Raw genomic sequence first — 25,657 nt, forward strand, 5'->3', positions numbered from 1 at the left:
TGTCTAATTATTATTTAGAGTATAACTCGACGATTAATTGCTCTTTAATGTTTTCCGGGATCTGGATACGCTCAGGAACAGATACGAAAGTACCTTCCATCTTCTCGCCATTCCAGCTGATCCACTCGTAAACACTACTGTTATTTGCAAGAGATCTTTCGATCGCTTCAAGAGATTTCGACTTCTCTCTTACTCCAACAACATCACCAGGCTTCAATTGATAAGACGGAATGTTTACTACCTCTCCATTCACAGTAATGTGACGGTGAGACACAAATTGACGGGCAGCTCTTCTTGAAGGAGCCACACCCATTCTGAAAACTACGTTGTCAAGACGAGACTCACACAGTTGAAGAAGTACCTCACCGGTAACACCTTTCTTGCGGTTCGCCCTTTCAAATAGGTTACGGAACTGACGCTCAAGAATACCATAGGTATACTTGGCTTTTTGCTTCTCCATTAACTGGATAGCGTATTCTGATTTTTTACCTCTTCTACGGTTATTACCGTGTTGCCCCGGAGGGTAATTTCTTTTTTCAAATGATTTATCATCACCGAAAATTGCTTCTCCGAACTTACGGGCAATCTTAGTTTTTGGACCTGTATATCTTGCCATGTTTCAATTTCATTTAGAAGGTGATTATGAATTAAGGCTTATCCTTCGATAATCATATAAAACCTTCTGAAAACATTAATTAATTAAACTCTTCTTCGTTTAGGAGGACGACATCCGTTGTGCGGAAGTGGAGTAACGTCGATGATCTCGGTTACTTCGATACCAGCATTGTGGATAGACCTGATGGCAGATTCTCTACCAGAACCAGGTCCTTTTACGTACACCTTCACTTTTCTAAGGCCAGCCTCGTGTGCTACCTTCGCTGCGTCTTCAGCTGCTACCTGGGCAGCGTAAGGAGTGTTCTTCTTAGAACCTCTGAATCCCATTTTACCTGCAGATGACCATGAGATCACGTCACCTTTCTTATTGGTCAGGGAAATGATCAGGTTGTTGAATGATGCAGAAACGTGAGCTTCTCCAACAGACTCTACTACAACTTTACGCTTTTTACTAGCAGTTTTTGCATTTGACTTTGCCATAACTAAGCTACGTATTATTTAGTTGCTTTCTTCTTGTTAGCAACAGTTTTTCTTTTACCTTTTCTTGTTCTCGAGTTATTCTTGGTACGCTGACCTCTAAGTGGAAGTCCAGCTCTGTGACGAATCCCTCGCTGACAACCGATGTCCATCAAACGCTTAATGTTAAGCTGAGTTTCTGAACGAAGCTCTCCTTCAATGGTGAACTGAGATACAGCTTCACGAATACGCGCGATCTCATCATCATTCCAGTCAGACACTTTAGTATCCTCGCTAACCTGAGCTGTCTCTAATATCTCTTTAGCTCTACTTTTACCGATACCAAAGATGTAAGTTAACCCAATAACTCCTCTTTTATACTTTGGTAAATCTACTCCTGCGATTCTAGCCATAACTTATCCTTGTCTTTGTTTAAATCTAGGATTCTTTTTATTAATTACATACAACCTCCCTTTTCTACGCACGATCTTGCACTCGGGACTTCTTTTCTTTAGTGATGCTCTTACTTTCATCTCTTTAATATCTATAAGTAATTCTTGCTTTTGTCAGATCATACGGACTCATCTCGAGCTTCACCTTGTCACCGGGCAGTAATTTAATGTAATGCATTCGCATCTTTCCGGAAATGTGAGCTGTTACTACATGCCCGTTTTCCAATTCTACCCGGAACATGGCATTTGATAATGCCTCGATAATGGTTCCGTCCTGTTCTATCGCTTGTTGTTTTGCCATATATACTTAAGCTACAACTTTTCTGTTTTTACCTGTTTTCATCAACCCGTCGTAATGCCTGTTAAGCAGGTATGAATTCACCTGTTGCATGGTATCAATAGCCACACCAACCATGATGAGCAGTGAGGTACCTCCGTAAAAGAGGGCCCAACCCTGCTGAATACCCATAACATTTACCACGATGGCCGGGAAAATGGCGATAACTGCCAGGAATAATGATCCCGGGAATGTTATCAGCGACATGATCTTGTCGAGGTAATCAGAAGTCTCTTTTCCGGGTCTGATACCGGGAATAAAACCTCCGCTTCTCTTAAGATCGTCTGCCATTTTATTTGTCGGAACGGTAATTGCGGTGTAAAAATACGTAAATACAATGATTAATAACGCAAACACAACATTATACCAGAATCCAAACATGGATCCGTTTCCGAAATTCACCTGCAACCATTGTCCGACTGCAGTATCCTTCAAGGCACCTATTGTACCAATATACCCGGGAGCAAACATAATAGCCTGAGCGAAAATAATAGGCATCACTCCGGAAGCGTTAAGCTTAAGCGGAATGTACTGTCGTGATCCAAATACGTTTTTCTCGTAACCACCAGAAGCAGTTCTTCGAGCATACTGTACAGGGATCTGACGAGTAGCCATAACCAGCATGATACTGGCCAGGATCACTACGAACCAAAGGATCACTTCGATCAGGATAAGAATAAGACCACCGTTGTTTCGGTTAACGACAGAATCAAATTCCTGAGCAAAAGCAATTGGAAGCGTAGCAATGATACCTACCATGATCAACAGCGAAATACCGTTACCAATACCTTTATCGGTGATCTTCTCACCCAGCCACATGGCAAAGATCGTTCCTGTTACCAGGATCAATACAGCAGGAATCATAAACTCCAGCCCTTTCCCAAGGATAAAAGCACTGTCCGGCACCCCAAGGGCTCCCAGACCATATAGATAAGCAGGCGCTTGCACCAAACAGATACCGATGGTTAACCAACGAGTGATCTGATTGAGGGTCTTACGGCCACTTTCACCTTCTTTCTGTAATTTCTGAAGGTAGGGAATAGCCAGTCCCATTAACTGAACCACAATAGAGGCAGAGATGTAAGGCATGATCCCAAGCGCAAAAACAGAGGCATTAGCAAATGCCCCTCCTGTAAATGCATTGAGAATACCTAACAAACCACCACCGTCGGTTCTACTGGTTAATTCAGCCAATTGTTGTGTATCAATACCTGGAAGCACTACCTGAGCACCGAAACGGTACACCAGCAGTAAACCGAGGGTTACAAGGATTCTTCCTTTTAGTTCTTCGATTTTCCAGATATTGCTTAGTGTCTCAATAAACTTCTTCATGGTTACTTTTGGTTGTTGGATTTGGGTTATAAATTCACAGCCTCACCTCCGGCAGCCTCAATAGCAGCCTTAGCGCTTGCAGTAAACTTATGAACAGAAACTTTCAATTTAGATTTTAGTTCGCCTCCACCAAGGATCTTTACCAGATCATTTGAACCGGCGAGTTTGTTGGCCACTAATATATCTAAATTTACGGTGTCTTTCACTACACCTTTATCAACCAATTCCTGTAACTTGTTAAGATTGATACCAACATACTCTTTTCTGTTGATATTTTTGAAACCAAACTTAGGCACACGTCTCTGAAGTGGCATTTGCCCTCCTTCAAATCCGATCTTTTTCGAGTAACCGGAACGGGACTTCGCCCCTTTGTGTCCGCGAGTTGCAGTTCCTCCTTTACCGGAACCTTCACCTCTACCTACTCTCTTACCGTCTTTGTGAACTGAACCTTCAGCAGGTTGTAAGTTACTTAAATTCATAACTGTATTGTATTTAAGCTTCTTCTACAGAAACCAAATGTTCAACTTTTTTTACCATACCAAGGATACTTGGTGTCGCATCATGTTCCACCACCTGGCCGATCTTCTTAAGACCTAGGGCCTCGAGCGTTCTCTTTTGATCCTGAGGACGCTTGATGTTGCTCTTTACCTGTGTAACTTTAATCTTTCCCATTTTATCCTTGATTTATCCTTTAAAAACTTTTTCTAAAGAAATACCGCGTTGCGCAGCTACCGTCTTCGCATCTCTCAGTTGAAGTAAAGCATCAAAAGTCGCTTTTACTACGTTGTGAGGGTTAGATGACCCCTGAGATTTTGAAAGTACGTCGTGTACTCCAACAGCTTCCAATACCGCACGTACCGCACCACCGGCGATAACCCCGGTACCGTGTGAAGCAGGCTGAAGATATACACGGGCTCCACCGTATTTACCTTTTTGCTCGTGAGGAAGGGTTCCTTTGTTCAATGGAACACGAACCAGGTTCTTCTTAGCATCTTCTACTGCTTTAGAAATAGCATCGGCTACCTCTTTAGATTTCCCCAGACCATGACCAACAACACCGTCTTCGTTACCTACAACTACGATAGCAGAAAAACCAAAAGCTCTACCACCTTTAGTTACCTTAGTAACACGTTGTACGCCTACCAGACGATCTTTAAGCTCCAGTCCTCCTGGCTTAACTAATTCTACGTTCTTATAATCTTGATACATAATTTCTTAGAATTTAAGTCCTGCTTCTCTGGCTCCTTCTGCCAATGATTTAACTCTTCCGTGATACAGGTAACCACCTCGGTCAAAAGCGATGGTATCGATACCAGCTTTCAGGGCTTTCTCACCGATAGCTTTCCCAACCAGGGCAGCGATCTCGATCTTGGTTCCGGTAGCGTCACTGATCTCTTTGTCTCTTGAAGAGGCAGCCATAAGGGTTTTCCCGTTACGGTCGTCGATCAGCTGTGCGTAGATCTCTTTATTACTTCTGTAAACAGCCAGCCTAGGTCTTGCCTCCGTTCCGGAAACCACCTTTCGGATCCTGTTCTTAATTCTCTGTCTTCTTTCAGTCTTTGATAATGCCATAATGCTACTTATTAAGCTGATTTACCTGCTTTTCTTCTTAATTGTTCACCTACGAACTTGATACCTTTTCCTTTGTAAGGCTCAGGCTTACGGTAGGAACGGATCTTAGCAGCCACTTGACCAACTAATTGCTTATCGTGCGAAGTAAGTTTCACGATCGGATTCTTACCCTTCTCAGAGATCGTCTCTACTTTGATCTCAGGAGCAAGCTCCATTACGATGTTGTGAGAGAACCCGATAGCGATATCGAGTTTTTGTCCCTGGTTGCTGGCACGGTAACCTACCCCTACCAACTCGAGCTCTTTAGTGAATCCTTTAGAAACACCTTCGATCATGTTGTTAAGCAAAGATCTGTAAAGACCGTGCTTGGCCTTTACGTCTTTCTTCTCTGAGTTACGCTCTACAACAACTTGCCCTTCTTCTACCTTGATGGTAACGTCTTGGAAGTCTTGCTTAAGCTCGCCCAGCTTTCCCTTAACGGTAACTTCGCCGTCTTTAATATCTACAGTAACTCCTTCCGGAACTACGATTGGACTATTACCTATTCTTGACATTTCTTCTTGTCTTTAATTTTTAGTAAACGTAACACAATACCTCACCACCTACATTCTCGGCCTTAGCCTGCTTAGAGGTCATTACTCCGTGAGAAGTAGAAACGATGGCAATTCCCAGTCCGTTAAGCACGCGGGGAAGTTCATCTTTCCCGGAATACTTACGAAGACCTGGCTTACTTACCCTCTGGATCTTCTTGATCACGGGCTCTTTGGTCATCTTGTCGTATTTCAACGCGATCTTGATAGTTCCCTGAGGACCTTCCTCTTCGAACTTATAACTCAGGATATACCCCTGGTCGAACAAGATCTTAGTGATCTCCTTCTTCAGGTTTGAAGCAGGGATCTCAACAACACGGTGCCCGGCACTGTTTGCGTTTCTAATTCTCGTTAAATAATCTGAAATAGGATCTGTATACATCTTTTATCCTTTTAATTCTATTACCAACTTGCTTTTTTAACTCCCGGAATCAACCCTTTGTTGGCCATTTCTCTGAACATTACACGAGAAATACCGAAAGTACGCATATACCCTTTTGGTCTTCCGGTTAGTTTGCAACGATTGTGCATACGTACCGGTGAAGCATTCTTTGGCAGTTTTTGAAGCGCTTCGTAATCTCCAGCCTCTTTAAGAGCCTGACGTTTCTCGGCATACTTCTCTACCAATTTTTTTCTTTTAACCTCGCGGGCTTTCATTGATTCTTTAGCCATACTTAATTCTTTTTAAAAGGTAATCCTAATTCGCTTAATAATGATTTCGCTTCCTTATCGGTCTCGGCGCTGGTCACAAAAGTAACATCCATTCCGGCTATTTTGTTCACTTTGTCGATATCGATCTCTGGGAAAATGATCTGCTCGGTAACCCCGAGGTTGTAGTTCCCGCGTCCGTCAAAACCATTAGCCTTGATCCCATTAAAATCTCTCACACGTGGAAGTGCTGAAGTAATCAGTCGGTCCAGGAATTCGTACATACGCTCTCCGCGAAGGGTAACTTTTGCCCCGATAGGCATCCCCTTACGAAGTTTGAACGATGCAACGTCCTTCTTAGAAACTGTAGATACTGCTTTTTGTCCTGAGATCTTAGTCAGTTCATCAACAGCATAGTCGATCAATTTCTTGTCGGCTACAGCGGCACCAACTCCACGGCTAATAACAATCTTCTCAAGTTTAGGCACCTGCATTACGTTGGTGTAACCAAACTCTTCTGTAAGAGCAGCAATGATTCTCTCTTTATACTCTTGTTTTAATCTTGGAATGTAAGCCATAACTAAATTACTTCATTGGATTTTTTAGAAACTCTCACCTTCTGTCCGTCTCTAACCTCAAATCCTACACGAGTAGTTTCACCAGACTTAGCGTCGATAAGTGAAAGGTTAGAAATATGGATAGGCGCTTCTTTCTTCACGATTCCGCCCTGAGGATTCTTGGCGCTAGGCTTCTCATGCTTAGAAACCATGTTCACCCCCTCAACGATCGCTTTGTTCTTTTCACGATCTACTTTCAGAACGCTCCCCTCGGCACCTTTGTGCTCTCCGGCGATCACTCTTACAGTATCTCCTGATTTTATTTTTAGCTTTGTCATTTCTTCTACAATGTATTAAAGCACCTCAGGCGCTAATGATACAATTTTCATAAACTGCTTGTCGCGTAGCTCTCTTGCCACAGGTCCGAATACACGGGTACCGCGCATTTCACCTGTTGGGTTAAGAAGTACACAAGCATTATCGTCAAAACGAATGTAAGAGCCGTCAGGACGTCTAACCTCTTTCTTGGTGCGAACAACTACCGCAGTAGATACCTGTCCTTTTTTAACGTTTCCGTTAGGAGTGGCATCCTTTACGGTAACAACGATCTTGTCACCAACAGAGGCGTACCTTTTCTTAGTACCTCCAAGTACACGGATAGTCAGTACTTCTTTGGCTCCCGTGTTGTCTGCTACTTTTAATCTAGATTCCTGTTGTACCATAATTACTTAGCTCTTTCAATAATTTCAACTAATCTCCAACACTTGGTCTTACTCATAGGACGAGTTTCCATGATCCTAACAGTATCGCCAATATTGCAATCTTCTTTTTCGTCGTGTGCGACATATTTCTTAGTCTTTAACACGAACTTACCGTACATAGGGTGCTTTACACGTTTCACCTCAGAAACCACGATCGATTTCTGCATTTTGTTACTGGTAACAACCCCTATTCTTTCTTTTCTTAAATTTCTATTTTCCATCTCTTAGCAGAATCGAATTATTGTAATTCTCTTTTAGTAAGCTCTGTTGCCATACGTGCTACCGCTCTTCTGGTAGAACGAAGTTGCGCCGGATTATCCAGCGGCTGAATGGCATGAGCCAGTTTTAAATCTGCATATTGTTTCTTAAAAACACCAAGCTTTTCCTGTAGCTCAGCAGTAGACAATTCTCTAATCTCTGATTGTTTCATGATCTTCTTAGTCTTAATAAATTAAGCTGAATAATCCCTGGCTACAACGAACTTAGTTCTCACAGGTAGTTTTTGAGCTGCAAGACGAAGGGCTTCTTTAGCCACGTCCATAGGCACTCCACCTACTTCAAACATAATTCGACCTGGTTTCACAACAGCTGCCCAATATTCAGGGGCACCCTTACCTTTACCCATACGCACCTCTAAAGGCTTTTTAGTGATAGGCTTGTCCGGGAAAATTTTGATCCAAAGCTGACCTTCCCTTTTCATGTAACGGGTGGCAGCCACACGAGCCGCCTCGATCTGACGCGCAGTGATAAACTTCGAATCTAGAGACTTGATCCCGAACATCCCGTTAGAAAGTTGGTTACCTCTTTGAGAAACCCCTTTCATACGGCCTTTTTGCTGCTTACGGTATTTTGTTCTTTTAGGCTGTAACATTTTCTTTTACTTTAAAAAATTACTTTCTGCGGCGAGCTTTTCCTCTTCCGGCGTTTCCACCAGTTTTACCTCCTTGTTTCTTAGACATTCCGGTTAGAGGTGAAAGATCTCTCTTTCCGTAAACCTCGCCTTTCATGATCCATACCTTGATACCCAATCTACCGTAGGTAGTGTGAGCCTCTTCAAGCGCATAATCAATGTCAGCTCTGAATGTTGACAATGGAATACGACCATCTTTGTAAGCCTCTGAACGTGCCATTTCAGCACCGTTCAAACGACCTGAGATCTGGATCTTGATACCTTCGGCGTTCATTCTCATTGCAGCAGCAATAGCCATTTTGATTGCACGACGATAAGAAATACGATTCTCGATCTGACGTGCGATGCTTGAAGCAACGAGGTTAGCATCTAGTTCCGGTCTTTTGATCTCAAAGATGTTGATCTGAACTTCCTTGTCGGTGATCTTTTTAAGTTCCTCTTTCAGCTTGTCTACCTCCTGTCCGCCTTTCCCGATAATGATACCAGGACGGGCAGTGGTGATAGTAACGGTTACAAGCTTTAAAGTACGCTCGATGATCACTCTGGATACACTAGCTTTAGAAAGACGTGCATGGATGTACTTTCTGATCTTATCGTCTTCAGCAAGCTTATCCCCGTAGTCGTTACCTCCGTACCAGTTGGATTCCCATCCTCTGATGATACCAAGGCGATTTCCGATTGGATTTGTCTTTTGTCCCATACTATCTAACTAATTAACTTTGTGTATTATTATTAGAACCAAGCACTACAGTAACGTGATTGGAACGTTTTCTGATTCTGTGAGCACGACCCTGTGGCGCTGGACGAAGACGCTTAAGCATCGTTCCTCCGTCAACACGGATCTCCTTAATGAATAAATCTGCATCCTCCAGGCTGGCATCCTCATTCTTAGCCTGCCAGTTTGCGATGGCAGAAAGAACGAGTTTCTCCAAACGGCGTGAAGCCTCCTTTTGGCTGAATCTCAAAATAGCAAGCGCCTTTTCAACTTTCTCACCTCTAACAAGATCAGCAACTAATCTCATCTTTCTTGGAGAAGTCGGGCAGTTATTCAACTTTGCAAATGCTAAGCTCTTCTTAGCCTCTTTTATTTGCTCTGCTTTTTCTCTTTTACGAACTCCCATGGCTACTTATTATTTTTTTCCTTTATTTTTTGCACCGGCGTGTCCTCTGAACGAACGGGTCGGTGAAAATTCTCCTAACTTGTGACCCACCATGTTCTCTGTTACATAAACAGGAACGAACTGGCGGCCGTTGTGTACCGCTATGGTCTGACCTACGAAGTCGGGAGTGATCATTGACGCCCTGCTCCAGGTTTTGATAACGGTCTTCTTACCTGATTCAACGTTTTGTTGAACTTTTTTCTCTAATTTATAGTGAACGTAAGGTCCTTTTTTTAATGAACGTGCCATCTTTTAATACTTTATTTCTTTCTACGTTCTACAATGTACTTATTACTCGCTTTGGTCTTAGAACGTGTTCTAAATCCTTTAGCAGGTAAACCTTTTCTAGATCTTGGGTGACCTCCGGAAGCTCTTCCTTCACCACCACCCATTGGGTGATCTACAGGGTTCATCACTACTGGTCTTGTTCTAGGTCTTCTACCTAACCAGCGTTTTCTACCTGCCTTACCTGATACGATCAACTGGTGATCAGAGTTAGACACCGCACCGATAGTAGCCATACAATCTGCAAGCACCATACGGGTTTCTCCCGAAGGAAGCTTAACAGTTGCATACTTCCCATCACGCGCCATAAGCTGTGCAAAGGCCCCAGCCGAACGCGCCATAACCGCACCCTGTCCAGGACGCAGCTCGATGCAAGAAATAATAGTACCCAGAGGCACTTCACTCAAAGGCATTGCATTTCCGATCTCAGGAGCAGCACCTGAACCAGACACTACGGTTTGTCCAACCTGAAGTCCGTTCTGAGCAATGATGTAGCTCTTCTCACCGTCCTTGTAAACGATCAATGCAATAAACGCAGTTCTGTTTGGATCGTACTGGATCGACTCAACAGTAGCCTCAACTCCTGCCTTAGCTCTTTTGAAATCGATGATACGATACTTTCTCTTATGACCACCACCCATATAGCGCATGGTCATTTTTCCTTGACTGTTTCTACCTCCTGATTTTTTTAACGGAGCGAGCAAGCTCTTCTCCGGCTTGTCAGTAGTGATCGCGTCAAATCCGTTCACTACTCTAAATCGCTGACCAGGAGTAACTGGTTTTAATTTTCTAACTGACATTCCGTCTCTACTTAAATATTACTATAAAAATCAATAATATCTCCTTCAGCCACCTGAACGATCGCTTTTTTATAAGCGTTGGTCTTTCCATTCTGGATACCGCTCTTGGTGTAACGAGTACTACGCTTTGGCCCGTAGTTCATGGTACGAACTTTTTCAACAGAAACACCATAGGTAGCCTCTACCGCATTCTTGATCTCGATCTTGTTTGCTCTGGTATCAACCAGGAAACCATAACGATTGTTCAACTCGCTGTCTGCGGTTGCTTTTTCCGTAATAATAGGCTTAATTAACACACTCATGGGTTTCATTATTTACTTAAATTCGACACAATACCTTCCAGAGACCCTTCAAAAAACACGATGTTGTTTGCATTAACAATCTTGTAAGTGTTTAATTCTGAAGGAGTTACCACTTCTGAGGCCTTCAAATTGCGCGACGACAAATATACATTTTTATTTGCATCACCCAACACGAACAGCGACTTTTTACCATCTAACCCTAAGGCTTTCAGGACAGAAGAAAATTCCTTGGTCTTTGGAGTCTCAAAATTGAAGTCCTCTACTACGATGATCTGGTTCTCTTTTGCTTTTGCAGAAAGAGCCGATCTTCTTGCCAGCTTCTTCAATCCTTTAGTAAGCTTCTGAGTATAGTCTTTTGGTCTTGGACCAAAAATTCTACCACCACCTTTAAAGATAGGCGACTTGATGCTACCCGCACGGGCGGTACCGGTACCCTTTTGCTTCTTGATCTTACGGGTACTTCCCGCGATCTCGGCACGCTCCTTAGACTTGTGCGTTCCCTGACGCTGATTGGCCAGGTACTGTTTTACGTCTAAGTAAACAGCGTGAGTGCTTGGCTCTATACCGAAAACTGATTCTGAAAGGCTAACCTTTCTTCCGGTTTCTTTTCCGTTTTTATCTAATACTGCTACTTCCATTACTTCTGAACGATTACGTAAGCATTTTTGTGACCTGGAACACACCCCTTAACAACAAGAAGGTTTTTCTCAGGAACCACTTTCAACACTTTCAGGTTTTGTACTGTTACTCTTTCTGCACCCATTTGACCAGCCATGCGCATTCCTTTGAATACACGCGCCGGGTAAGATGCTGCACCGATAGAACCAGGAGCTCTCAGACGGTTGTGCTGACCGTGAGTGGCCTGTCCAACACCGCCGAAGCCATGTCTCTTAACAACACCCTGAAATCCTTTTCCTTTAGATGTACCACTTACATCTACAAATTCTCCAGCTGTAAATTGCTCTACTGTAATAGTATCGCCTAATTTGTACTCACCTTCAAAATCCTGGAACTCGACAACTTTCCTTTTAGGAGCAGTACCTGCTTTCTTAGCGTGACCTGATTCAGCCTTGTTAGCATGTCTTTCTGCCTTGTCATCGAAACCAAGCTGAAGAGCCTCATACCCGTCAACCTCTTTGGTTCTGACTTGGGTAACTACACATGGTCCAGCCTCGATAACAGTACAAGGAATGTTCTTCCCGTTCTCATCGAACAGACTGGTCATACCAATTTTCTTTCCAATTAACCCAGACATTCTAATTTAATTTAATAACCCGCAACCCTCATATTTTCGGTTGCAAGCCGTTGTTAGTAATTACTCATTATTCAAAAAACTTCAGGGCCAAAAAAATACATTTTCAACCCTGAAAGTATTTTTCCGTTTTTCCCTCGCGAAACGCTCAGGACATGTTGTGCACTCCTTCCGGTGACACACGGAGAGAACTTATACCTTGATCTCTACCTCAACCCCGCTAGGAAGCTCAAGCTTCATTAGCGCATCAATGGTCTTTGAAGACGAGCTGTAGATATCTAAAAGTCTCTTATAAGAACTCAACTGGAACTGCTCTCTCGACTTCTTGTTCACGTGAGGAGAACGAAGCACAGTAAAGATCTTCTTGTGGGTTGGCAATGGGATAGGCCCGGTTACCACAGCCCCGGTAGTTTTTACCGTTTTTACGATCTTCTCAGCAGACTTGTCCACGAGGTTGTGATCGTACGACTTTAACTTTATTCTGATTTTCTGACTCATTTTCTTTAGATTTAAGCATTAGCTCCTTTAGCAGCCTTGATCACTTCCTCAGCAATGTTAGAAGGAGTTTCTGCGTAGTGGGAGAATTCCATTGTAGAAGTAGCTCGCCCAGAAGAAAGGGTTCTCAAAGAAGTTACATAACCAAACATCTCTGAAAGTGGCACTTCAGCCTTGATCACCTTAGAACCGGCTCTGTCGCTCATGTTGTTTACCTGACCACGACGACGGTTAAGATCACCTACGATATCACCCATATTCTCTTCCGGAGTAAGCACCTCCAGCTTCATAATAGGCTCCATGATGATCGCTCTCGCCTTCTTAGCAGCTTCCTTGTAACCAAGTTTAGCAGCCAATTCGAACGACAACTGATCAGAATCCACAGGGTGGAAAGATCCATCCTTAAGAGTCACCTTCATGGCATCCATCTCAAATCCGGCAAGCGGACCATTCTTCATAGCCTCCTTGAATCCTTTCTCTACTGAAGGGATAAATTCCTTAGGAATGTTACCACCTTTCACTTCGTTCACGAACTCAAGTCCAACCTTACCTTCCTCAGCAGGCTCCATAGTAAATACGATATCTGCGAACTTACCACGTCCACCGGTTTGCTTCTTATAGGTCTCTCTATGATCTGCATTTCCGGTAATCGCCTCCTTGTACTCTACCTGAGGAGCTCCCTGGTTAACCTCTACCTTAAACTCACGCTTAAGACGGTCAACGATAATATCAAGGTGAAGCTCACCCATACCTGAGATAATAGTCTGTCCTGAAGCTTCGTCAGTTTTCACCTGGAAAGTAGGATCCTCTTCAGCAAGTTTAGCAAGTGCCATACCCAACTTATCTACGTCGGCCTTAGTTTTAGGCTCAACAGCGATACCGATCACAGGATCAGGGAAGTTCATACTCTCAAGAACGATCGGATGCTTCTCATCAGAAAGCGTATCCCCGGTCTTAATATCTTTAAATCCAACAGCAGCTCCGATATCACCAGCTTCGATGAAGTCGATAGCATTCTGCTTGTTTGAGTGCATCTGATAGATTCTCGAGATACGCTCTTTCTTACCTGAACGGTTGTTCAATACGTAAGAACCAGCATCAAGTCTACCTGAATAAGCACGGAAAAAAGCCAGACGACCTACGAACGGGTCGGTAGCGATCTTAAATGCAAGTGCAGCAAAAGGAGCATCTACACTAGGCTTACGACTGATCTCTTCTTCAGTATCAGGATTAGTTCCAACGATAGCCTCCTTATCTACTGGAGAAGGAAGGTAACGACAAACACAGTCAAGAAGGAACTGAACTCCTTTGTTCTTGAATGAAGAACCACAAACCATAGGCACAAAGCTAAGGTCCATAACCGCAGCGCGAACCGCAGCGTGGATCTCATCTTCTGTGATAGAGTTCTCATCTTCGAAGAACTTCTCCATCAACTCCTCATCGTACTCAGCAACAGCCTCGATAAGCTGCGCTCTGTACATATCTACCTCCTCTTGCATATCGGCAGGAATATCCACCTCATCAAAAGTAGACCCGAAGTTATCTTCGTGCCATACGATAGCTCTGTTCTTTACCAGGTCAACGATACCTTTAAAGTCTGCCTCTTCTCCGATAGGGAGTACAAGTGGCACGGCTTTAGAACCAAGCATCTCTTTAACCTGCTTACAAACCGCAAGGAAGTTAGACCCCTGACGGTCCATTTTATTTACGAAACCGATACGTGGTACGTTGTAGTTGTCTGCAAGTCTCCAGTTCGTCTCAGACTGAGGCTCCACCCCGTCTACCGCACTAAAAAGGAATACCAGACCATCAAGCACACGAAGGGAACGGTTAACCTCAACGGTAAAGTCAACGTGCCCGGGAGTATCGATAATGTTAAAGTGGTAATCTTTAGCATTAGGAAGAGGCTGCCCTTTTTCCATTGGGAACTTCCAGGTACAGGTAGTCGCTGCAGAGGTAATGGTAATACCACGCTCCTGCTCTTGCTCCATCCAGTCCATAGTAGCTGCACCGTCGTGCACCTCTCCGATCTTATGACTAATACCGGTATAGAAAAGGATACGCTCAGTAGTCGTAGTCTTCCCTGCGTCGATGTGCGCCGCAATACCGATATTTCTTGTATATTTTAAATCTCTTGTTGCCATTTTCTAAACGTGCTTTTTAGTTAAAATCTAAAGTGAGAGAACGCCTTGTTAGCCTCAGCCATCTTGTGTGTATCCACTCTTTTCTTAACAGCAGCACCTTCTTCTTTGGCAGCCGCAAGAATTTCATTCGCTAAACGAAGCGCCATTGACTTCTCATTACGCTTACGCGCATATCCGATCAACCACTTCATCGCCATAGAAACCTTTCTGTCTGGTCTGATCTGCATAGGAATTTGGAAAGTAGCCCCTCCAACTCGTCTGCTTCGTACCTCTACGTGAGGCATTACGTTAGATAACGCATCTTTCCAGATCTCAAGCGCGGTCTTTTCTTCGTCTTGTTTCTTCTCCTCAACTATATCAATAGCATCGTAGAATACTTTAAAAGCAATAGACTTTTTACCGTCCCACATCATCATGTTCACGAATCGAGTCACTAACTGATCGTTGAACCTTGGATCCGGTAAAAGAGGTCTCTTTTTAGCCTGTCTTTTTCTCATGTCTTCTTTTTAAAAGTTTTAATTACTTTTTAGGGCGTTTCGCACCGTACTTAGATCTACGTTGCGTTCTACCCTGAACACCTGCTGTATCCAGTGCACCACGAACGATGTGATACCTAACTCCCGGTAAGTCTTTTACCCTTCCGCCTCTTACTAATACTATCGAGTGCTCTTGCAAATTGTGACCCTCTCCCGGGATGTAAGCATTCACTTCCTTACCGTTAGTAAGACGAACCCTTGCTACTTTACGCATAGCCGAGTTAGGCTTCTTAGGTGTGGTAGTGTAAACACGCGTACAAACCCCTCTTCTCTGAGGACACGAATCCAAAGCAGCCGATTTACTCTTCTTAGTAATCGTAGCTCTTCCTTTTCGTACTAATTGTGAAATTGTTGGCATAATTTACTTTACAATAAACATTATTTTAAAATCTCAAACCGCACGTCCTGCAAGGGCATAGAACCCCCTGAAACAGAAGTACATGCCGATTTGAGGGTCGCAAAGGTAGAAATATTTCCCAATAAATCAAACCTTAATTGATTAATTTTCAACAACCTTACGTTTTTACTGAAACAAGAAGAACAAAGTCCAAAAAATGGCAATAATCCTGCAAAGCTTTTAGCAACCCAACCACACCAGTCAATACCCCGCGCCGAGAAATACAACCCACCTGCTTCACCAATTTTCAAATCCGGGCGAAATCCTCCAGCATCAACGCTCAACACTATATTTCCACGAAATAAAAGCATATTTCACCCCATTTAACATCGTTTAAGTACTGATTTTCAGACTTTTATTATTTATTAATCAAATAACAGTACGGATGAAATCAAGCTACAACTTGTTATTAACGCTTACCATGGCGTTGATAACACAACTGGCCGTGTCGCAAACCAACACCTATAGCGGAGTGGTTTCTGATCCCGACGGATTCCCCCTTCCAGGTGCCAATGTCCTTATCAAAGGCACGACCACAGGAACACAGACCGATTTTGACGGAAACTACAGCATCGACGCCTCTATTGGCGATGTCATTGTATTCTCTTATGTCGGTATGAGAACAGTAGAAACAACCGTCACAAACGACACCCCCACCACCCTGAACATGGTCCTCGACATCGACGCCCAATCGCTTGACGAAGTGGTTGTGGTAGGATACGGTACATCGACCAAGCGAAAGGTTACCGACAATATCGCATCGATCTCTTCCGAACAGATCGCAGAGATACCCACTCCCAGTGTGCAAAACACCCTGGCAGGTAAGGCCGCCGGAGTACAGATCAACCAGGTCAACGGTAAGGCCGAATCAGGGATCAAGATCCGGGTTCGCGGGGTGGCGACCATATCATCTTCCCAGGAACCCCTGTATGTGATCGACGGGGTCCCCATGATCAACAACGATGAAAGTGTGAACGGCTCTCCTATCAACCCGCTGGTAGGGATCAACCCGCAGGACATTGAATCTATCCAGATCCTGAAAGATGCCTCCTCAGCAGCGATCTATGGAGCCCGGGGTACCAACGGGGTCGTACTAATCACCACCAAAAAAGGTAAGGAAGGAAAAACGAGGGTTAGCCTAAACACCTCGTATGGCTTTAGTCAACCAACCAATAAAAGAGAATGGCTAAATACAGCCGAATACGTCGAACTCTTTACCGAAGCTGCACTGAACTCCGGCTTTACCGAAGACGACGCCGCTTTTTTCTTTAACCTATTTGCCGAAAACGAAGAAGACTGGAGAGACGGACTCGTTGATACCGATTGGCAGGATCTTGCCCTAGTTGACGGGTCGGTTGAAGATTTTTCTGTTAATGTATCCGGAGGGAACGAAAAAACGACCTTCTTTATCTCTACAGGATACAATAAAACCGACGCCATTATTCGGGGGAATGACCTGGAGAGATATTCTCTGAGAACCAACCTCAATCATACGATCTCCGAAAAATTCTCCACCGGATTTGGGGTCGGGATCTCCAAAACAAAGGTCAACAGACTCTCTAACGACAACGCCTTTGCAACACCACTTCAAGGTATCGCCCAGGTACCATTTTCAAAACCCTACCAGGACGATGGGGTCATTCCAAATCCCAATACCTTATATTACAACTTCCTTTTCCAGGAGTACAACGCAGACCATCAATCGAACATTTGGAGGGTCCTTGCAAACGTATACCTCCAATGGAATATGACCGAAAACCTGAATTTCAGAACAGAGGTCGGATACGATTTCAATAGCCAGGTAGAGGAACGTTTTTTCGGTAGTCTCACCGAATCGGCATCGACCAACGGATTTGCAGATGCCAATGCAGTACAAAATGAAAAATACGTTCTTAACAACTATTTCACCTTTAATAAGGACCTCGCCGAAGACATCAATATGGAAGCCATCCTCGGGATGTCCTTTGAAGACGACCGAAGGAGATTGCAGTTCGTAGAGGGGCAAGAATTCCCGTCAGACGACCTTCAAACTGTAAGCAGTGCTTCGGAGATCGTAGGGGGCGGATCTACAAGAACCGCTTTTAACTTCCTGTCGTATTTCGCAAGAACCAACTTTTCATTGTGGAACAAGCTGTTATTAAAAGCCAGTTTACGTTACGACGGATCATCCCGATTTGGTGCAGATGAGCGCTACGGTTGGTTCCCGGCATTCTCAGCAGGTTACATCCTCAGCGAAGAAGAATTCTTAAGAGACAACAACACCCTGACCCTGCTCAAGCTCAGAGCCAGCTGGGGAGTCACAGGAAACGCAGGGATCGGCAATTTCGCCTCCAGAAGTTTATTCCAAGGGGCGTCCTACAACAATCGTGCTGCTCTGGTCCCCACACAGATCGGAGACCCTTCACTTAAATGGGAGACTACCACACAATGGGACCTGGGGCTCGATTTCGGATTTGCACGCAACCGAATCACCGGGGAGATAGATTACTACAACAAAACCACCAGCGACCTGCTACTGGCCCAACCGGTACCATCGACCTCTGGCTTTTTGAACATTACCCGTAATGTAGGGGAGATCAGAAACACGGGAGTAGAATTCGTGCTGAACACTAAGAACTTTATCAAAGAGAATTTCCGATGGACCACGAGCTTCAATATCGCCAGAAACATCAACGAGGTAATAGACCTTCCCGGAGGCGACATCATCTCCGGAGTTAACATTGTTCGCGAAGGAGAGTCCATTGCCGACTTCTACCTGGTAGAGTTTGCTGGGGTAGACCCCGATAATGGAGACGCCCTTTTCTACAGAAACACTCCCTTGGAAGACGGAAGCCTCGACCGTTCTACCACCAACAACTTCAATGAAGCCTCAAGGGTGATCGCAGGCTCAGCGTTCCCAGACCTGATCGCAGGTCTTACGAACACCATCAACTTTTACGATTTTGATTTTTCATTCACCTTTCAGGGACAATGGGGCGCCTCCATCTTTAATTCGGGAGGCCGATTCCAAAGCGCAAGTGCCGATTTCTTCGACAACCAATCGAGAGACCAGCTGGATCGATGGCAACAACCCGGAGACATCACCAACGTACCTCAGGCCAGACTCTTTGGAGCGAACGGAACGCAAAACTCTACGCGATATTTGCAAAATGCCGACTTTATACGATTGCGAAACCTGTCCTTCGGATATACCATTCCAACAACATTTACAGAGAAGTTCAGTATCTCACGACTACGCCTTTATTTCACAGGCTTCAACCTGCTCACCTTCACTGATTACAACGGTTGGGATCCGGAGGCAACGGCCGACTTTAACGCTGACAACGCACTTAATGTGGGACGCGAATTTTATTCTGCCCCTCCGGCTAAAACCTATTCTATAGGGGTTAATATTGATTTTTAAACACGTGAAGACTATGAAACCTTTATTCAAATATTATTACCTAACGATCGTTGCCCTCACCGGACTCACCTCCTGTGACGACAACCTGGACCTTGTGCCGGAGCAAAGTCTTGACCCGGAAACCGCCACCTCCAGCCCTGCTAACATTCAAAACCTCCTGATAGGAGCCTATGACCTGGCGGGAAGTAACGTACTATTTTCAGGAGACACCCAGCTGGCCTCTGAATTATTGGCAAACGACAACCGCATAGAAAACGAAAACCTCTTGGGAGAACTGGCATGGAGAGGAACGTTTCAAGGCCCTGCCGAATTCAACAGGAAGCAAATGACCGCACAAAATGCATTCGTTGTTCCCTACTGGACCCAAGGCTACGCTACTATCAACCAGACCAACCTGGTATTAGACAATCTGGACATTATCACAGATCCGGAAACAGCTGCGATACTGGAAGGGGAAGCTAAATTTTTAAGGGCCCTCGTCTACTTTGAGCTCGTTCGGCATTTTGGCCTTCCCTATGAAACGGGGCAAACGAACGCTCAATTAGGTGTACCCATCGTAACCAATGCCGTTACCGACGCCTCACAGATCGAATTCCCCAGCAGGAATTCTGTAGAAGAAGTATATACGCAACTCATCACAGACCTTCAGGACGCTTACAACCTGCTACCTGACGAGAATAGCTTTTTTGCCGATCGTTACGCAGCCCAGGCCATTTTAGCACGCATCTACCTGCAACAAGGCAACTATGTCGCTGCAAGAGATGCGGCCGACGACGTACTCAACAACAGCGGTCACTCCCTTACCGCGAGCTACGAAGACGCATTCAATAATGACGAAGATTCTACAGAAGATATTTTTGCGTGGCAGATCACCACCCAGGACGGGATCAACGACTACAATACATTTTGGGCCACCAGGGACTTCGGAGGCCGTTCACTCACAGGAGATATCACCATCGAAGCTCCGTATTTCGAGCTATTCGATGACCCTAACGACGAACGCTCTACTTTCTTTTATGAAGGAAACGGAACTTTAGCCTCCGGCAAATGGCAGTCACAATTCGCGAACGTCCCCTTTTTAAGGCTGGCCGAAATGCACCTCATAAGAGCAGAATGTAACTTTAGAGAAGGTAGCAACATCGGGCTGAGTCCGCTGGAAGAGATCAACGCCCTGCGAGCAAGATCCAACGCCTCGGCGCTGGGCGCTTTGGATCTGGAAGAGATCCTCAGAGAACGCAAGAGAGAATTGGGATTCGAAGGTTTCGCACTGCACGACCTCAAGCGCACAAAACAAGATGTGGCAGGAATACCCTATAATGCCGATGAATTGGTTATGCCGATCCCCCAAAGAGAGATCGATGCGAACCCGAATTTAGTACAAAATCCGGGCTATGTGAACTAAATATTCTACATCGCCCTCATCTTCCAAACCCTCTTCAAGATCCGAAGAGGGTTTTTCATGCCTTAAAGCCACCCCAAATGCCCACTCCACAAGGGTTACGAAAACCTTTAAGTAAGAAAAACCTCTATTTAGACTTCATAAAAATTCGAAACTTCAAAATAAGTCATCAACACATCAAATCCGGCTTAACACCCTTATTTTCAATTACTTACAAGTTTTGCCCGAAATACACTGTTTACATTATCTTAAAAACCGTTAAGAAAACGTTAGGGATTATCTTGCTTTTTAACAGATTTTTCGCATAATTGCCAGTGCTAATTCAATATTACTTAACAAGTATGAAAACAAAACTTAATGGCTTTCTAGCATTATTACTAGTGCTAGCGGCGCAAATTACGTTTGCGCAAGTGAAAACGATCACTGGTACGGTAACGGACCAGGACGGCCTTCCACTGCCAGGAGCCACTGTTCAGGTTAAAGGTACCAACACCGGTACACAAACTGACTTTGACGGAAATTATGCCGTTGAAGCTGCCGTTGGGCAGACATTGGTATTCTCCTTCGTAGGGCAGAAAACGGAAGAGCGAGTAGTTGGTGCTGCAAGCACCATTAATGTAGAACTGGCTCAGGATGCCCAGGCTCTGGAAGAGGTTGTGGTAACTGCTCAGGGTATTAAGCGAGAGAAAAAAGCTCTTGGTTATGCCGTATCTGAGGTTGCCAGCGAACAACTGGAGCAACGCGCCGAAGGTGATATCGGACGTGTTCTTAGTGGTAAGGCTTCCGGGGTAAACATCACCGCTCAGAGTGGTTTATCGGGATCGGGAACCAACATCATTATTCGTGGTCTTAGTTCCTTTAGTGGTTCTAACCAACCATTATTCATTGTAGATGGTGTTCCTTTTAGTTCAGACACCAATGCTCAGGGGGACTTCGTAGATGGTAACGCCGGTGGTTCGAGGTTCTTTGACCTTGACCCTAACAACATCGAGAGCATCAACGTTCTTAAAGGTCTTGCTGCTGCTACGCTTTACGGTACACAAGGACGTAACGGGGTGATCCTGATCACTACCAAGAACGGTGCTGCCGGAGGTGGTGCTAAAAAGACCGAGGTTACTGTAAACACCTCTTTATTCTTCAACGAGATCGCATCAATGCCGGATTACACCAACAAGTGGGGTAACGGATTTGACCAGGCTTTCGGATGGTTCTTCTCTAACTGGGGACCAAACTTTGAAGAAAATGCCATTGGAGGATGGGGATCTCAGGCTGCTATCGACGAGAACGGTACACTGCCTCACCCATACTCTACTGCAAGTTCCGGTACCGGAATTCCTCAGGCATTTCCTGAGTTCCAGGGCGTACGTTATGAGTACAAGCCTTACCGAAGTGCTGAGAACTTCTTCAGAACCGGTACGGTTCAGAACACTTCTGTGAACTTTGCTACTTCGTCAAGCGATGGTAAAATGAGCTTCAATGCGAACCTTGGTCACTTAGAGGACGAAGGATTTACCCCTGGTAACAAAGTATTCCGTAACACCCTTGGTCTTGGTGGTAAAGCAGAGCTTAGCAACAAGATCACTGTTAACGGTACCCTGAACTTCAGTAAGACCGACTTCAGATCGCCTCCTATTGCAGCGGGTGATGGTAACACCGTATTTGGAGCTTCAGAAGGATCTTCTGTATTCTCTAACGTATTCTTTACTCCGCGTTCTGTAGACATGCTTAACCTTCCTTACCAAAATCCAATTACCGGAGGAAGTGTTTACTACCGTCAGAACAACAGTATTCAGCACCCATTGTGGACTGTTGCTAACGCACAGACCCAACAGGTAACTAACCGTACTTTTGGTAACACTACCATTTCTTACAACCTAACAGACAACCTGAACCTGACCTACCGTCTTGGACTTGATGTCTATAGTGAGAACAACACTCGTTACCAAAATAAAGGTGGGGTTAGTGATATCGCCAGAACACGTAGCGGATTCTACGACACATGGAACAACACGAACACCATCTGGGATCACAACTTGTTCTTAACAGGGATGTACGACATCAACGAGGAGATCGGAGTATCTTTCAACGTAGGTGCTACTTCACGTCGTGACGTATTCGATCAAAACGGAGTTTCTTCTTCAGGACAGCAGGTATTTAACGTGCTGCGTCACTTCAACTTCCAGTTGCAGGATGAGATCCAGTTCTTCCAGGAGAGAAACATTAACGGAGCATACGCTCAGGCCGACTTCGATTACAAAGATTATCTTTATGTAACGCTTGCCGGACGTAACGACTGGGTTTCTAACCTTTCAGTAGACAACCGTTCGATCTTCTATCCTAGTGCAAGTGCATCGTTCATTCCTACCAGTGCCTTTGACGGTCTGAAAGGAAGCAGCGCGATCAACTTCCTTAAGTTACGTGCAGGTTATGGTACTTCTGCTACCTTCCCAACAGGATATCCGGTGGCAACCACCCTTAACCTTAACACCCAGAGATGGCTTAATGCAGGTGGTGCCTTTGTAGCTACCAATGAGATCGATGATGATCTTGGTAACCCGGGACTGAAGCCTGAGACGCTTAAAGAGTTGGAATTTGGTTTGGAGTCAAGATTGTTCAGCAACAGAGTAACGCTTAACGCTTCTTACTTTAACAGAACAACCGAGAACCTGAGTATCCCAAGAGCCCTTGACCCGGCAACAGGTTACCTTTCTACGGAAACCAACATTGGTGAGATCCAGGTAGACGGGGTAGAGATCGATTTAGGAGTTGACGTGTTCAGAAGTACCGATCCAACCGGATTGAACTGGAACATCAACGCTAACTTCAACGCGATCGAGCCTGTAGTTACCGATCTTGGTGCAGATACCGAGCAGATCACTTACGCCGGTTTCGGAGATCTTGGTAACGCGGCTATCGAAGGTGAAGCCCTTGGTACGATCGTAGGTTCAAGAATTTTGAGAAACGAAGATGGTATCCCATTGATCAACTCTGAAGGGGATTATATTATCGAAGCAGGACAGTTCGCTATTGGTGATCCTAACCCGGATTACACTTTGAACATTTCGAACTCGTTCCGTTTCAAGAACTTTAACTTTAGCTTCCTGATCCAGCACGTTGCCGGAGGAGATATGTATAGCCAGACTATCGCTACACTTCTTGGTCGTGGATTAGTTCAGGATACAGATAACAGGGAGGCTACTTACGTGCTTCCTGGTATCTACCAAAACACCGGAGAAGCAAACACCATTCAGATCAACAACTCTGACTACTATTTCGACAATGTATTGTTCGGACCGTCAGAACTCAACATCTACGATGGTTCTGTGATCCGTCTGCAGGAAGTATCTCTTGGATACAGCCTTCCGGCAAAATTCCTCGAAAAGACCCCATTTGGTGCATTAAGCTTTACCGTGTCAGGATTCAACCTGTGGTATGACGCTTATAATACTCCAGATAGTATTAACTTTGATCCTAACCAGGCCGGTCTCGGTGTAGGTAACGGACAAGGATTTGACTGGTTAACAGGTCCTAGCTCAAGAAGATATGGATTTAGTGTTAAAGCTTCATTCTAATCATAAAAAATAAACAATGAAAAATAGTTTCAAGAAAATAGGTTTAGGACTGGTATCTGCTTTGAGTTTCATGGCATGTGAAACCTTGGATCTGGATATCACCGAAAACCCAAATGCGTTGACACCCGGACAGGCTGACGTTGACTTCTTCGCCAACGCCATCCAGTTAAATTATGTCGACTTTGTAGAAAGCATGGGAATTACTGCCGGACAAGTAGTTCGTCAGGAGGTTCTCTTTGACCGTAACTACCTCAATGCCTTCGCCCCTATTTCCTTTAATGGAGAATGGAACGACGTGTACAGAGGTATTCTCACCAACCTGGAAGCCATGAGACCATTGGCTGAGGAGAGTGAATTATTTTACCACGTTGCTATGGGAGAGGTACTGGCTGCCGATGCCATGATCACCCTGGTTGACTTCTTTGGACCTGTTCCATTTTCAGAAGCCATCTCCGGAGACGAAGGCAACTTTAACCCGGCTCCGGATTCCGGAGAAGAGGTATACGCTGCGGCGCTTGCACTGCTTGATGGTGCCATCAACAAATTCAACGGTAGTGCTGCCGGTGGACTGCAGAATGATTTCTTCTATGACAACGACGTTGACAACTGGATCAAGTTAGCCAACACCCTGAAGATGAAGATCTATCTTCAGACACGTCTGGTTAATCCTAACGCCATTAGCGAATTTAACGCTATCGTTGCCAGCGGAGAGTATATCGATGAGAATTCAGAAGATTTTCAGTTCTTTTATGGAACCAATGAAAATCAGCCTGACAACCGTCATCCTCGATATGCAGACGACTACACTCCTTCCGGAGCTATCAACTACCAGTCGAACTGGTTGATGAACAACATGATCGAAAATGGAGATCCAAGACTTCAATACTACTTCTACCGTCAGGTATCTGCAGTTCCGGGTCAAGAGATCGATCCTAACGAAGAGACCATTGACTGTTCATTGGAAACTGCTCCTCAGCACTATATCGACGGCGGATTCACTTTCTGCGCCCTTCCTAACGGATACTGGGGCAGAGACCACGGTGACGATTCGGGTACTCCTCCGGATGGATTCCTGAGAACAGCTGCCGGAGTTTATCCTGCTGCAGGTAACTTTGACGACGGGCGTTTTGATCCTGTTGCTCAGGGAGATGGCGGACAAGGAGCCGGTATCACGCCGATCATGCTTGCATCATATGTTGACATGATGAAAGCTGAAGTAGCTGCGATCAGCGATCCTGCTGCTGCTAAACCGTTCCTTATTGACGCACTTAACAAGCACATCGAAAAGGTGCAGTCTTTCGGTGCTCTTGATGCTTCAGCAGATGCAACTACCGCTCCTGATGGAGATGATGTCACCAACTTCCTTAACGGTATCGAAATCGCTTTTGATGCCGCCGATAACGACGGTAAATGGGACATCATTGGTGAGCAACTTATCGTGACCACTTATGGTAACGGACTCCTTCCTTTTAACTTCTACAGAAGAACAGGATTCCCTACCACGCTCCAACCTAACAGGGAGCCAGATCCAGGTGCTGTGATCCGTTCGTTCCGTTATCCTGCTAACTCAGCGAATAACAACTCGAGCATCACACAGCGTCAAAACGTAACCTTCCAGGTATTCTGGGATACGAACCCTGCTTCACCAGCATTCCCAGTAGCTAATTAAATTTGATTTAGAT

The 25,657-nt window shown here is 44.8% G+C and carries 35 protein-coding genes; 4 read left to right on the plus strand and 31 right to left on the minus strand.

What is annotated here, in order from left to right:
* Positions 1-10 precede the first annotated feature (10 nt).
* From rpsD to IS446_RS08440, 31 genes are all read right to left on the minus strand, one after another.
* Positions 11-616: a 30S ribosomal protein S4 gene (gene rpsD / locus IS446_RS08290; RefSeq protein WP_203059686.1), complete on the minus strand. Its 606-nt coding sequence runs from the start codon at positions 614-616 to the stop codon at positions 11-13.
* An 83-nt stretch (positions 617-699) separates the two neighbouring features.
* On the minus strand, positions 700-1,095 hold the full coding sequence (gene rpsK / locus IS446_RS08295) for a 30S ribosomal protein S11 (RefSeq protein ID WP_203059688.1): 396 nt from the start codon (positions 1,093-1,095) through the stop codon (positions 700-702).
* 14 nt (positions 1,096-1,109) lie between these two features.
* Positions 1,110-1,484, minus strand: coding sequence for a 30S ribosomal protein S13 (gene rpsM / locus IS446_RS08300; RefSeq protein ID WP_203059691.1), 375 nt, complete (start codon positions 1,482-1,484; stop codon positions 1,110-1,112).
* Positions 1,485-1,487: 3 nt separating this feature from the next.
* Positions 1,488-1,604: a type B 50S ribosomal protein L36 gene (gene ykgO, locus IS446_RS08305; protein ID WP_074978891.1), complete on the minus strand. Its 117-nt coding sequence runs from the start codon at positions 1,602-1,604 to the stop codon at positions 1,488-1,490.
* A gap of 4 nt (positions 1,605-1,608) precedes the next feature.
* A complete protein-coding gene (gene infA / locus IS446_RS08310; RefSeq protein ID WP_136335436.1) occupies positions 1,609-1,824 on the minus strand; it encodes a translation initiation factor IF-1 in 216 nt (71 codons plus the stop codon).
* Positions 1,825-1,830: 6 nt separating this feature from the next.
* Complete coding sequence (gene secY, locus IS446_RS08315) at positions 1,831-3,192, minus strand: preprotein translocase subunit SecY (protein WP_203059694.1); 1,362 nt, start codon at positions 3,190-3,192, stop codon at positions 1,831-1,833.
* Positions 3,193-3,218: 26 nt separating this feature from the next.
* Positions 3,219-3,671: a 50S ribosomal protein L15 gene (gene rplO, locus IS446_RS08320; RefSeq protein WP_203059696.1), complete on the minus strand. Its 453-nt coding sequence runs from the start codon at positions 3,669-3,671 to the stop codon at positions 3,219-3,221.
* Positions 3,672-3,684: 13 nt separating this feature from the next.
* Entirely contained in the window at positions 3,685-3,864 is a 180-nt protein-coding gene (rpmD, locus tag IS446_RS08325; protein WP_203059698.1) for a 50S ribosomal protein L30, read from the minus strand.
* A gap of 12 nt (positions 3,865-3,876) precedes the next feature.
* Positions 3,877-4,401 (minus strand): 30S ribosomal protein S5, encoded by a 525-nt coding sequence (rpsE, locus tag IS446_RS08330; RefSeq protein ID WP_203059701.1) that lies wholly within the window; start codon positions 4,399-4,401, stop codon positions 3,877-3,879.
* A 6-nt stretch (positions 4,402-4,407) separates the two neighbouring features.
* Positions 4,408-4,764 (minus strand): 50S ribosomal protein L18, encoded by a 357-nt coding sequence (gene rplR, locus IS446_RS08335; RefSeq protein WP_203059703.1) that lies wholly within the window; start codon positions 4,762-4,764, stop codon positions 4,408-4,410.
* Between the two features lie 11 nt (positions 4,765-4,775).
* On the minus strand, positions 4,776-5,318 hold the full coding sequence (rplF, locus tag IS446_RS08340; protein ID WP_203059705.1) for a 50S ribosomal protein L6: 543 nt from the start codon (positions 5,316-5,318) through the stop codon (positions 4,776-4,778).
* A gap of 19 nt (positions 5,319-5,337) precedes the next feature.
* On the minus strand, positions 5,338-5,736 hold the full coding sequence (gene rpsH / locus IS446_RS08345; protein WP_203059707.1) for a 30S ribosomal protein S8: 399 nt from the start codon (positions 5,734-5,736) through the stop codon (positions 5,338-5,340).
* 20 nt (positions 5,737-5,756) lie between these two features.
* Complete coding sequence (gene rpsN, locus IS446_RS08350; RefSeq protein ID WP_203059710.1) at positions 5,757-6,026, minus strand: 30S ribosomal protein S14; 270 nt, start codon at positions 6,024-6,026, stop codon at positions 5,757-5,759.
* A gap of 2 nt (positions 6,027-6,028) precedes the next feature.
* Positions 6,029-6,580, minus strand: a complete 552-nt coding sequence (rplE, locus tag IS446_RS08355; protein ID WP_203059713.1) for a 50S ribosomal protein L5 — start codon at positions 6,578-6,580, stop codon at positions 6,029-6,031.
* A 2-nt stretch (positions 6,581-6,582) separates the two neighbouring features.
* On the minus strand, positions 6,583-6,897 hold the full coding sequence (gene rplX / locus IS446_RS08360; protein WP_203059715.1) for a 50S ribosomal protein L24: 315 nt from the start codon (positions 6,895-6,897) through the stop codon (positions 6,583-6,585).
* A 15-nt stretch (positions 6,898-6,912) separates the two neighbouring features.
* Positions 6,913-7,281 (minus strand): 50S ribosomal protein L14, encoded by a 369-nt coding sequence (rplN, locus tag IS446_RS08365; RefSeq protein WP_203059717.1) that lies wholly within the window; start codon positions 7,279-7,281, stop codon positions 6,913-6,915.
* 2 nt (positions 7,282-7,283) lie between these two features.
* Positions 7,284-7,541 carry a 30S ribosomal protein S17 gene (rpsQ, locus tag IS446_RS08370; protein WP_203059719.1) on the minus strand — a complete coding sequence of 86 codons (258 nt, stop codon included), beginning with the start codon at positions 7,539-7,541 and terminating at the stop codon, positions 7,284-7,286.
* Between the two features lie 17 nt (positions 7,542-7,558).
* Positions 7,559-7,750, minus strand: a complete 192-nt coding sequence (gene rpmC / locus IS446_RS08375) for a 50S ribosomal protein L29 (protein WP_203059722.1) — start codon at positions 7,748-7,750, stop codon at positions 7,559-7,561.
* A gap of 21 nt (positions 7,751-7,771) precedes the next feature.
* Complete coding sequence (gene rplP, locus IS446_RS08380; protein WP_203059725.1) at positions 7,772-8,191, minus strand: 50S ribosomal protein L16; 420 nt, start codon at positions 8,189-8,191, stop codon at positions 7,772-7,774.
* 19 nt (positions 8,192-8,210) lie between these two features.
* A complete protein-coding gene (gene rpsC, locus IS446_RS08385; RefSeq protein WP_203059728.1) occupies positions 8,211-8,930 on the minus strand; it encodes a 30S ribosomal protein S3 in 720 nt (239 codons plus the stop codon).
* Between the two features lie 13 nt (positions 8,931-8,943).
* Positions 8,944-9,351, minus strand: a complete 408-nt coding sequence (rplV, locus tag IS446_RS08390) for a 50S ribosomal protein L22 (protein WP_203059731.1) — start codon at positions 9,349-9,351, stop codon at positions 8,944-8,946.
* Positions 9,352-9,360: 9 nt separating this feature from the next.
* Positions 9,361-9,639: a 30S ribosomal protein S19 gene (gene rpsS, locus IS446_RS08395; protein ID WP_136335419.1), complete on the minus strand. Its 279-nt coding sequence runs from the start codon at positions 9,637-9,639 to the stop codon at positions 9,361-9,363.
* Between the two features lie 11 nt (positions 9,640-9,650).
* Positions 9,651-10,475 carry a 50S ribosomal protein L2 gene (gene rplB / locus IS446_RS08400; protein WP_203059734.1) on the minus strand — a complete coding sequence of 275 codons (825 nt, stop codon included), beginning with the start codon at positions 10,473-10,475 and terminating at the stop codon, positions 9,651-9,653.
* An 11-nt stretch (positions 10,476-10,486) separates the two neighbouring features.
* Positions 10,487-10,777 (minus strand): 50S ribosomal protein L23, encoded by a 291-nt coding sequence (rplW, locus tag IS446_RS08405; RefSeq protein ID WP_203059737.1) that lies wholly within the window; start codon positions 10,775-10,777, stop codon positions 10,487-10,489.
* An 8-nt stretch (positions 10,778-10,785) separates the two neighbouring features.
* Positions 10,786-11,415 carry a 50S ribosomal protein L4 gene (gene rplD, locus IS446_RS08410; RefSeq protein ID WP_203059740.1) on the minus strand — a complete coding sequence of 210 codons (630 nt, stop codon included), beginning with the start codon at positions 11,413-11,415 and terminating at the stop codon, positions 10,786-10,788.
* Positions 11,415-12,032, minus strand: a complete 618-nt coding sequence (gene rplC / locus IS446_RS08415) for a 50S ribosomal protein L3 (protein ID WP_203059743.1) — start codon at positions 12,030-12,032, stop codon at positions 11,415-11,417. Before rplC ends, rplD begins: the two co-directional genes overlap by 1 nt.
* Before the next feature lie 189 nt (positions 12,033-12,221).
* Positions 12,222-12,527, minus strand: coding sequence for a 30S ribosomal protein S10 (gene rpsJ / locus IS446_RS08420; protein ID WP_007094989.1), 306 nt, complete (start codon positions 12,525-12,527; stop codon positions 12,222-12,224).
* An 11-nt stretch (positions 12,528-12,538) separates the two neighbouring features.
* A complete protein-coding gene (gene fusA / locus IS446_RS08425) occupies positions 12,539-14,668 on the minus strand; it encodes an elongation factor G (protein WP_203059746.1) in 2,130 nt (709 codons plus the stop codon).
* 20 nt (positions 14,669-14,688) lie between these two features.
* Positions 14,689-15,165: a 30S ribosomal protein S7 gene (gene rpsG, locus IS446_RS08430; protein ID WP_203059749.1), complete on the minus strand. Its 477-nt coding sequence runs from the start codon at positions 15,163-15,165 to the stop codon at positions 14,689-14,691.
* A gap of 22 nt (positions 15,166-15,187) precedes the next feature.
* Complete coding sequence (gene rpsL / locus IS446_RS08435) at positions 15,188-15,562, minus strand: 30S ribosomal protein S12 (RefSeq protein WP_143954394.1); 375 nt, start codon at positions 15,560-15,562, stop codon at positions 15,188-15,190.
* A gap of 20 nt (positions 15,563-15,582) precedes the next feature.
* The gene (locus tag IS446_RS08440) at positions 15,583-15,912 is read right to left on the minus strand and encodes a hypothetical protein (RefSeq protein ID WP_203059753.1); all 330 of its coding nucleotides are present in this window, start codon (positions 15,910-15,912) and stop codon (positions 15,583-15,585) included.
* 74 nt (positions 15,913-15,986) lie between these two features.
* Between IS446_RS08440 and IS446_RS08445 the strand changes: the two genes are divergently transcribed.
* The 4 genes from IS446_RS08445 to IS446_RS08460 all read left to right on the plus strand — a co-directional run bounded on the left by IS446_RS08445 (position 15,987) and on the right by IS446_RS08460 (position 25,644).
* Positions 15,987-19,004, plus strand: coding sequence for a SusC/RagA family TonB-linked outer membrane protein (locus tag IS446_RS08445; RefSeq protein WP_203059755.1), 3,018 nt, complete (start codon positions 15,987-15,989; stop codon positions 19,002-19,004).
* Between the two features lie 13 nt (positions 19,005-19,017).
* Positions 19,018-20,406, plus strand: a complete 1,389-nt coding sequence (locus IS446_RS08450) for a RagB/SusD family nutrient uptake outer membrane protein (protein WP_203059757.1) — start codon at positions 19,018-19,020, stop codon at positions 20,404-20,406.
* 407 nt (positions 20,407-20,813) lie between these two features.
* Positions 20,814-23,975: a SusC/RagA family TonB-linked outer membrane protein gene (locus IS446_RS08455; RefSeq protein ID WP_317192185.1), complete on the plus strand. Its 3,162-nt coding sequence runs from the start codon at positions 20,814-20,816 to the stop codon at positions 23,973-23,975.
* 16 nt (positions 23,976-23,991) lie between these two features.
* Positions 23,992-25,644, plus strand: coding sequence for a SusD/RagB family nutrient-binding outer membrane lipoprotein (locus IS446_RS08460; protein ID WP_203059763.1), 1,653 nt, complete (start codon positions 23,992-23,994; stop codon positions 25,642-25,644).
* The last annotated feature ends 13 nt before the right edge of the window (positions 25,645-25,657 follow it).

The sequence above is a fragment of the Robertkochia sediminum genome (genome assembly GCF_016786255.1).
In the GTDB taxonomy this organism is placed as follows: Bacteria; Bacteroidota; Bacteroidia; order Flavobacteriales; family Flavobacteriaceae; genus Robertkochia; species Robertkochia sediminum.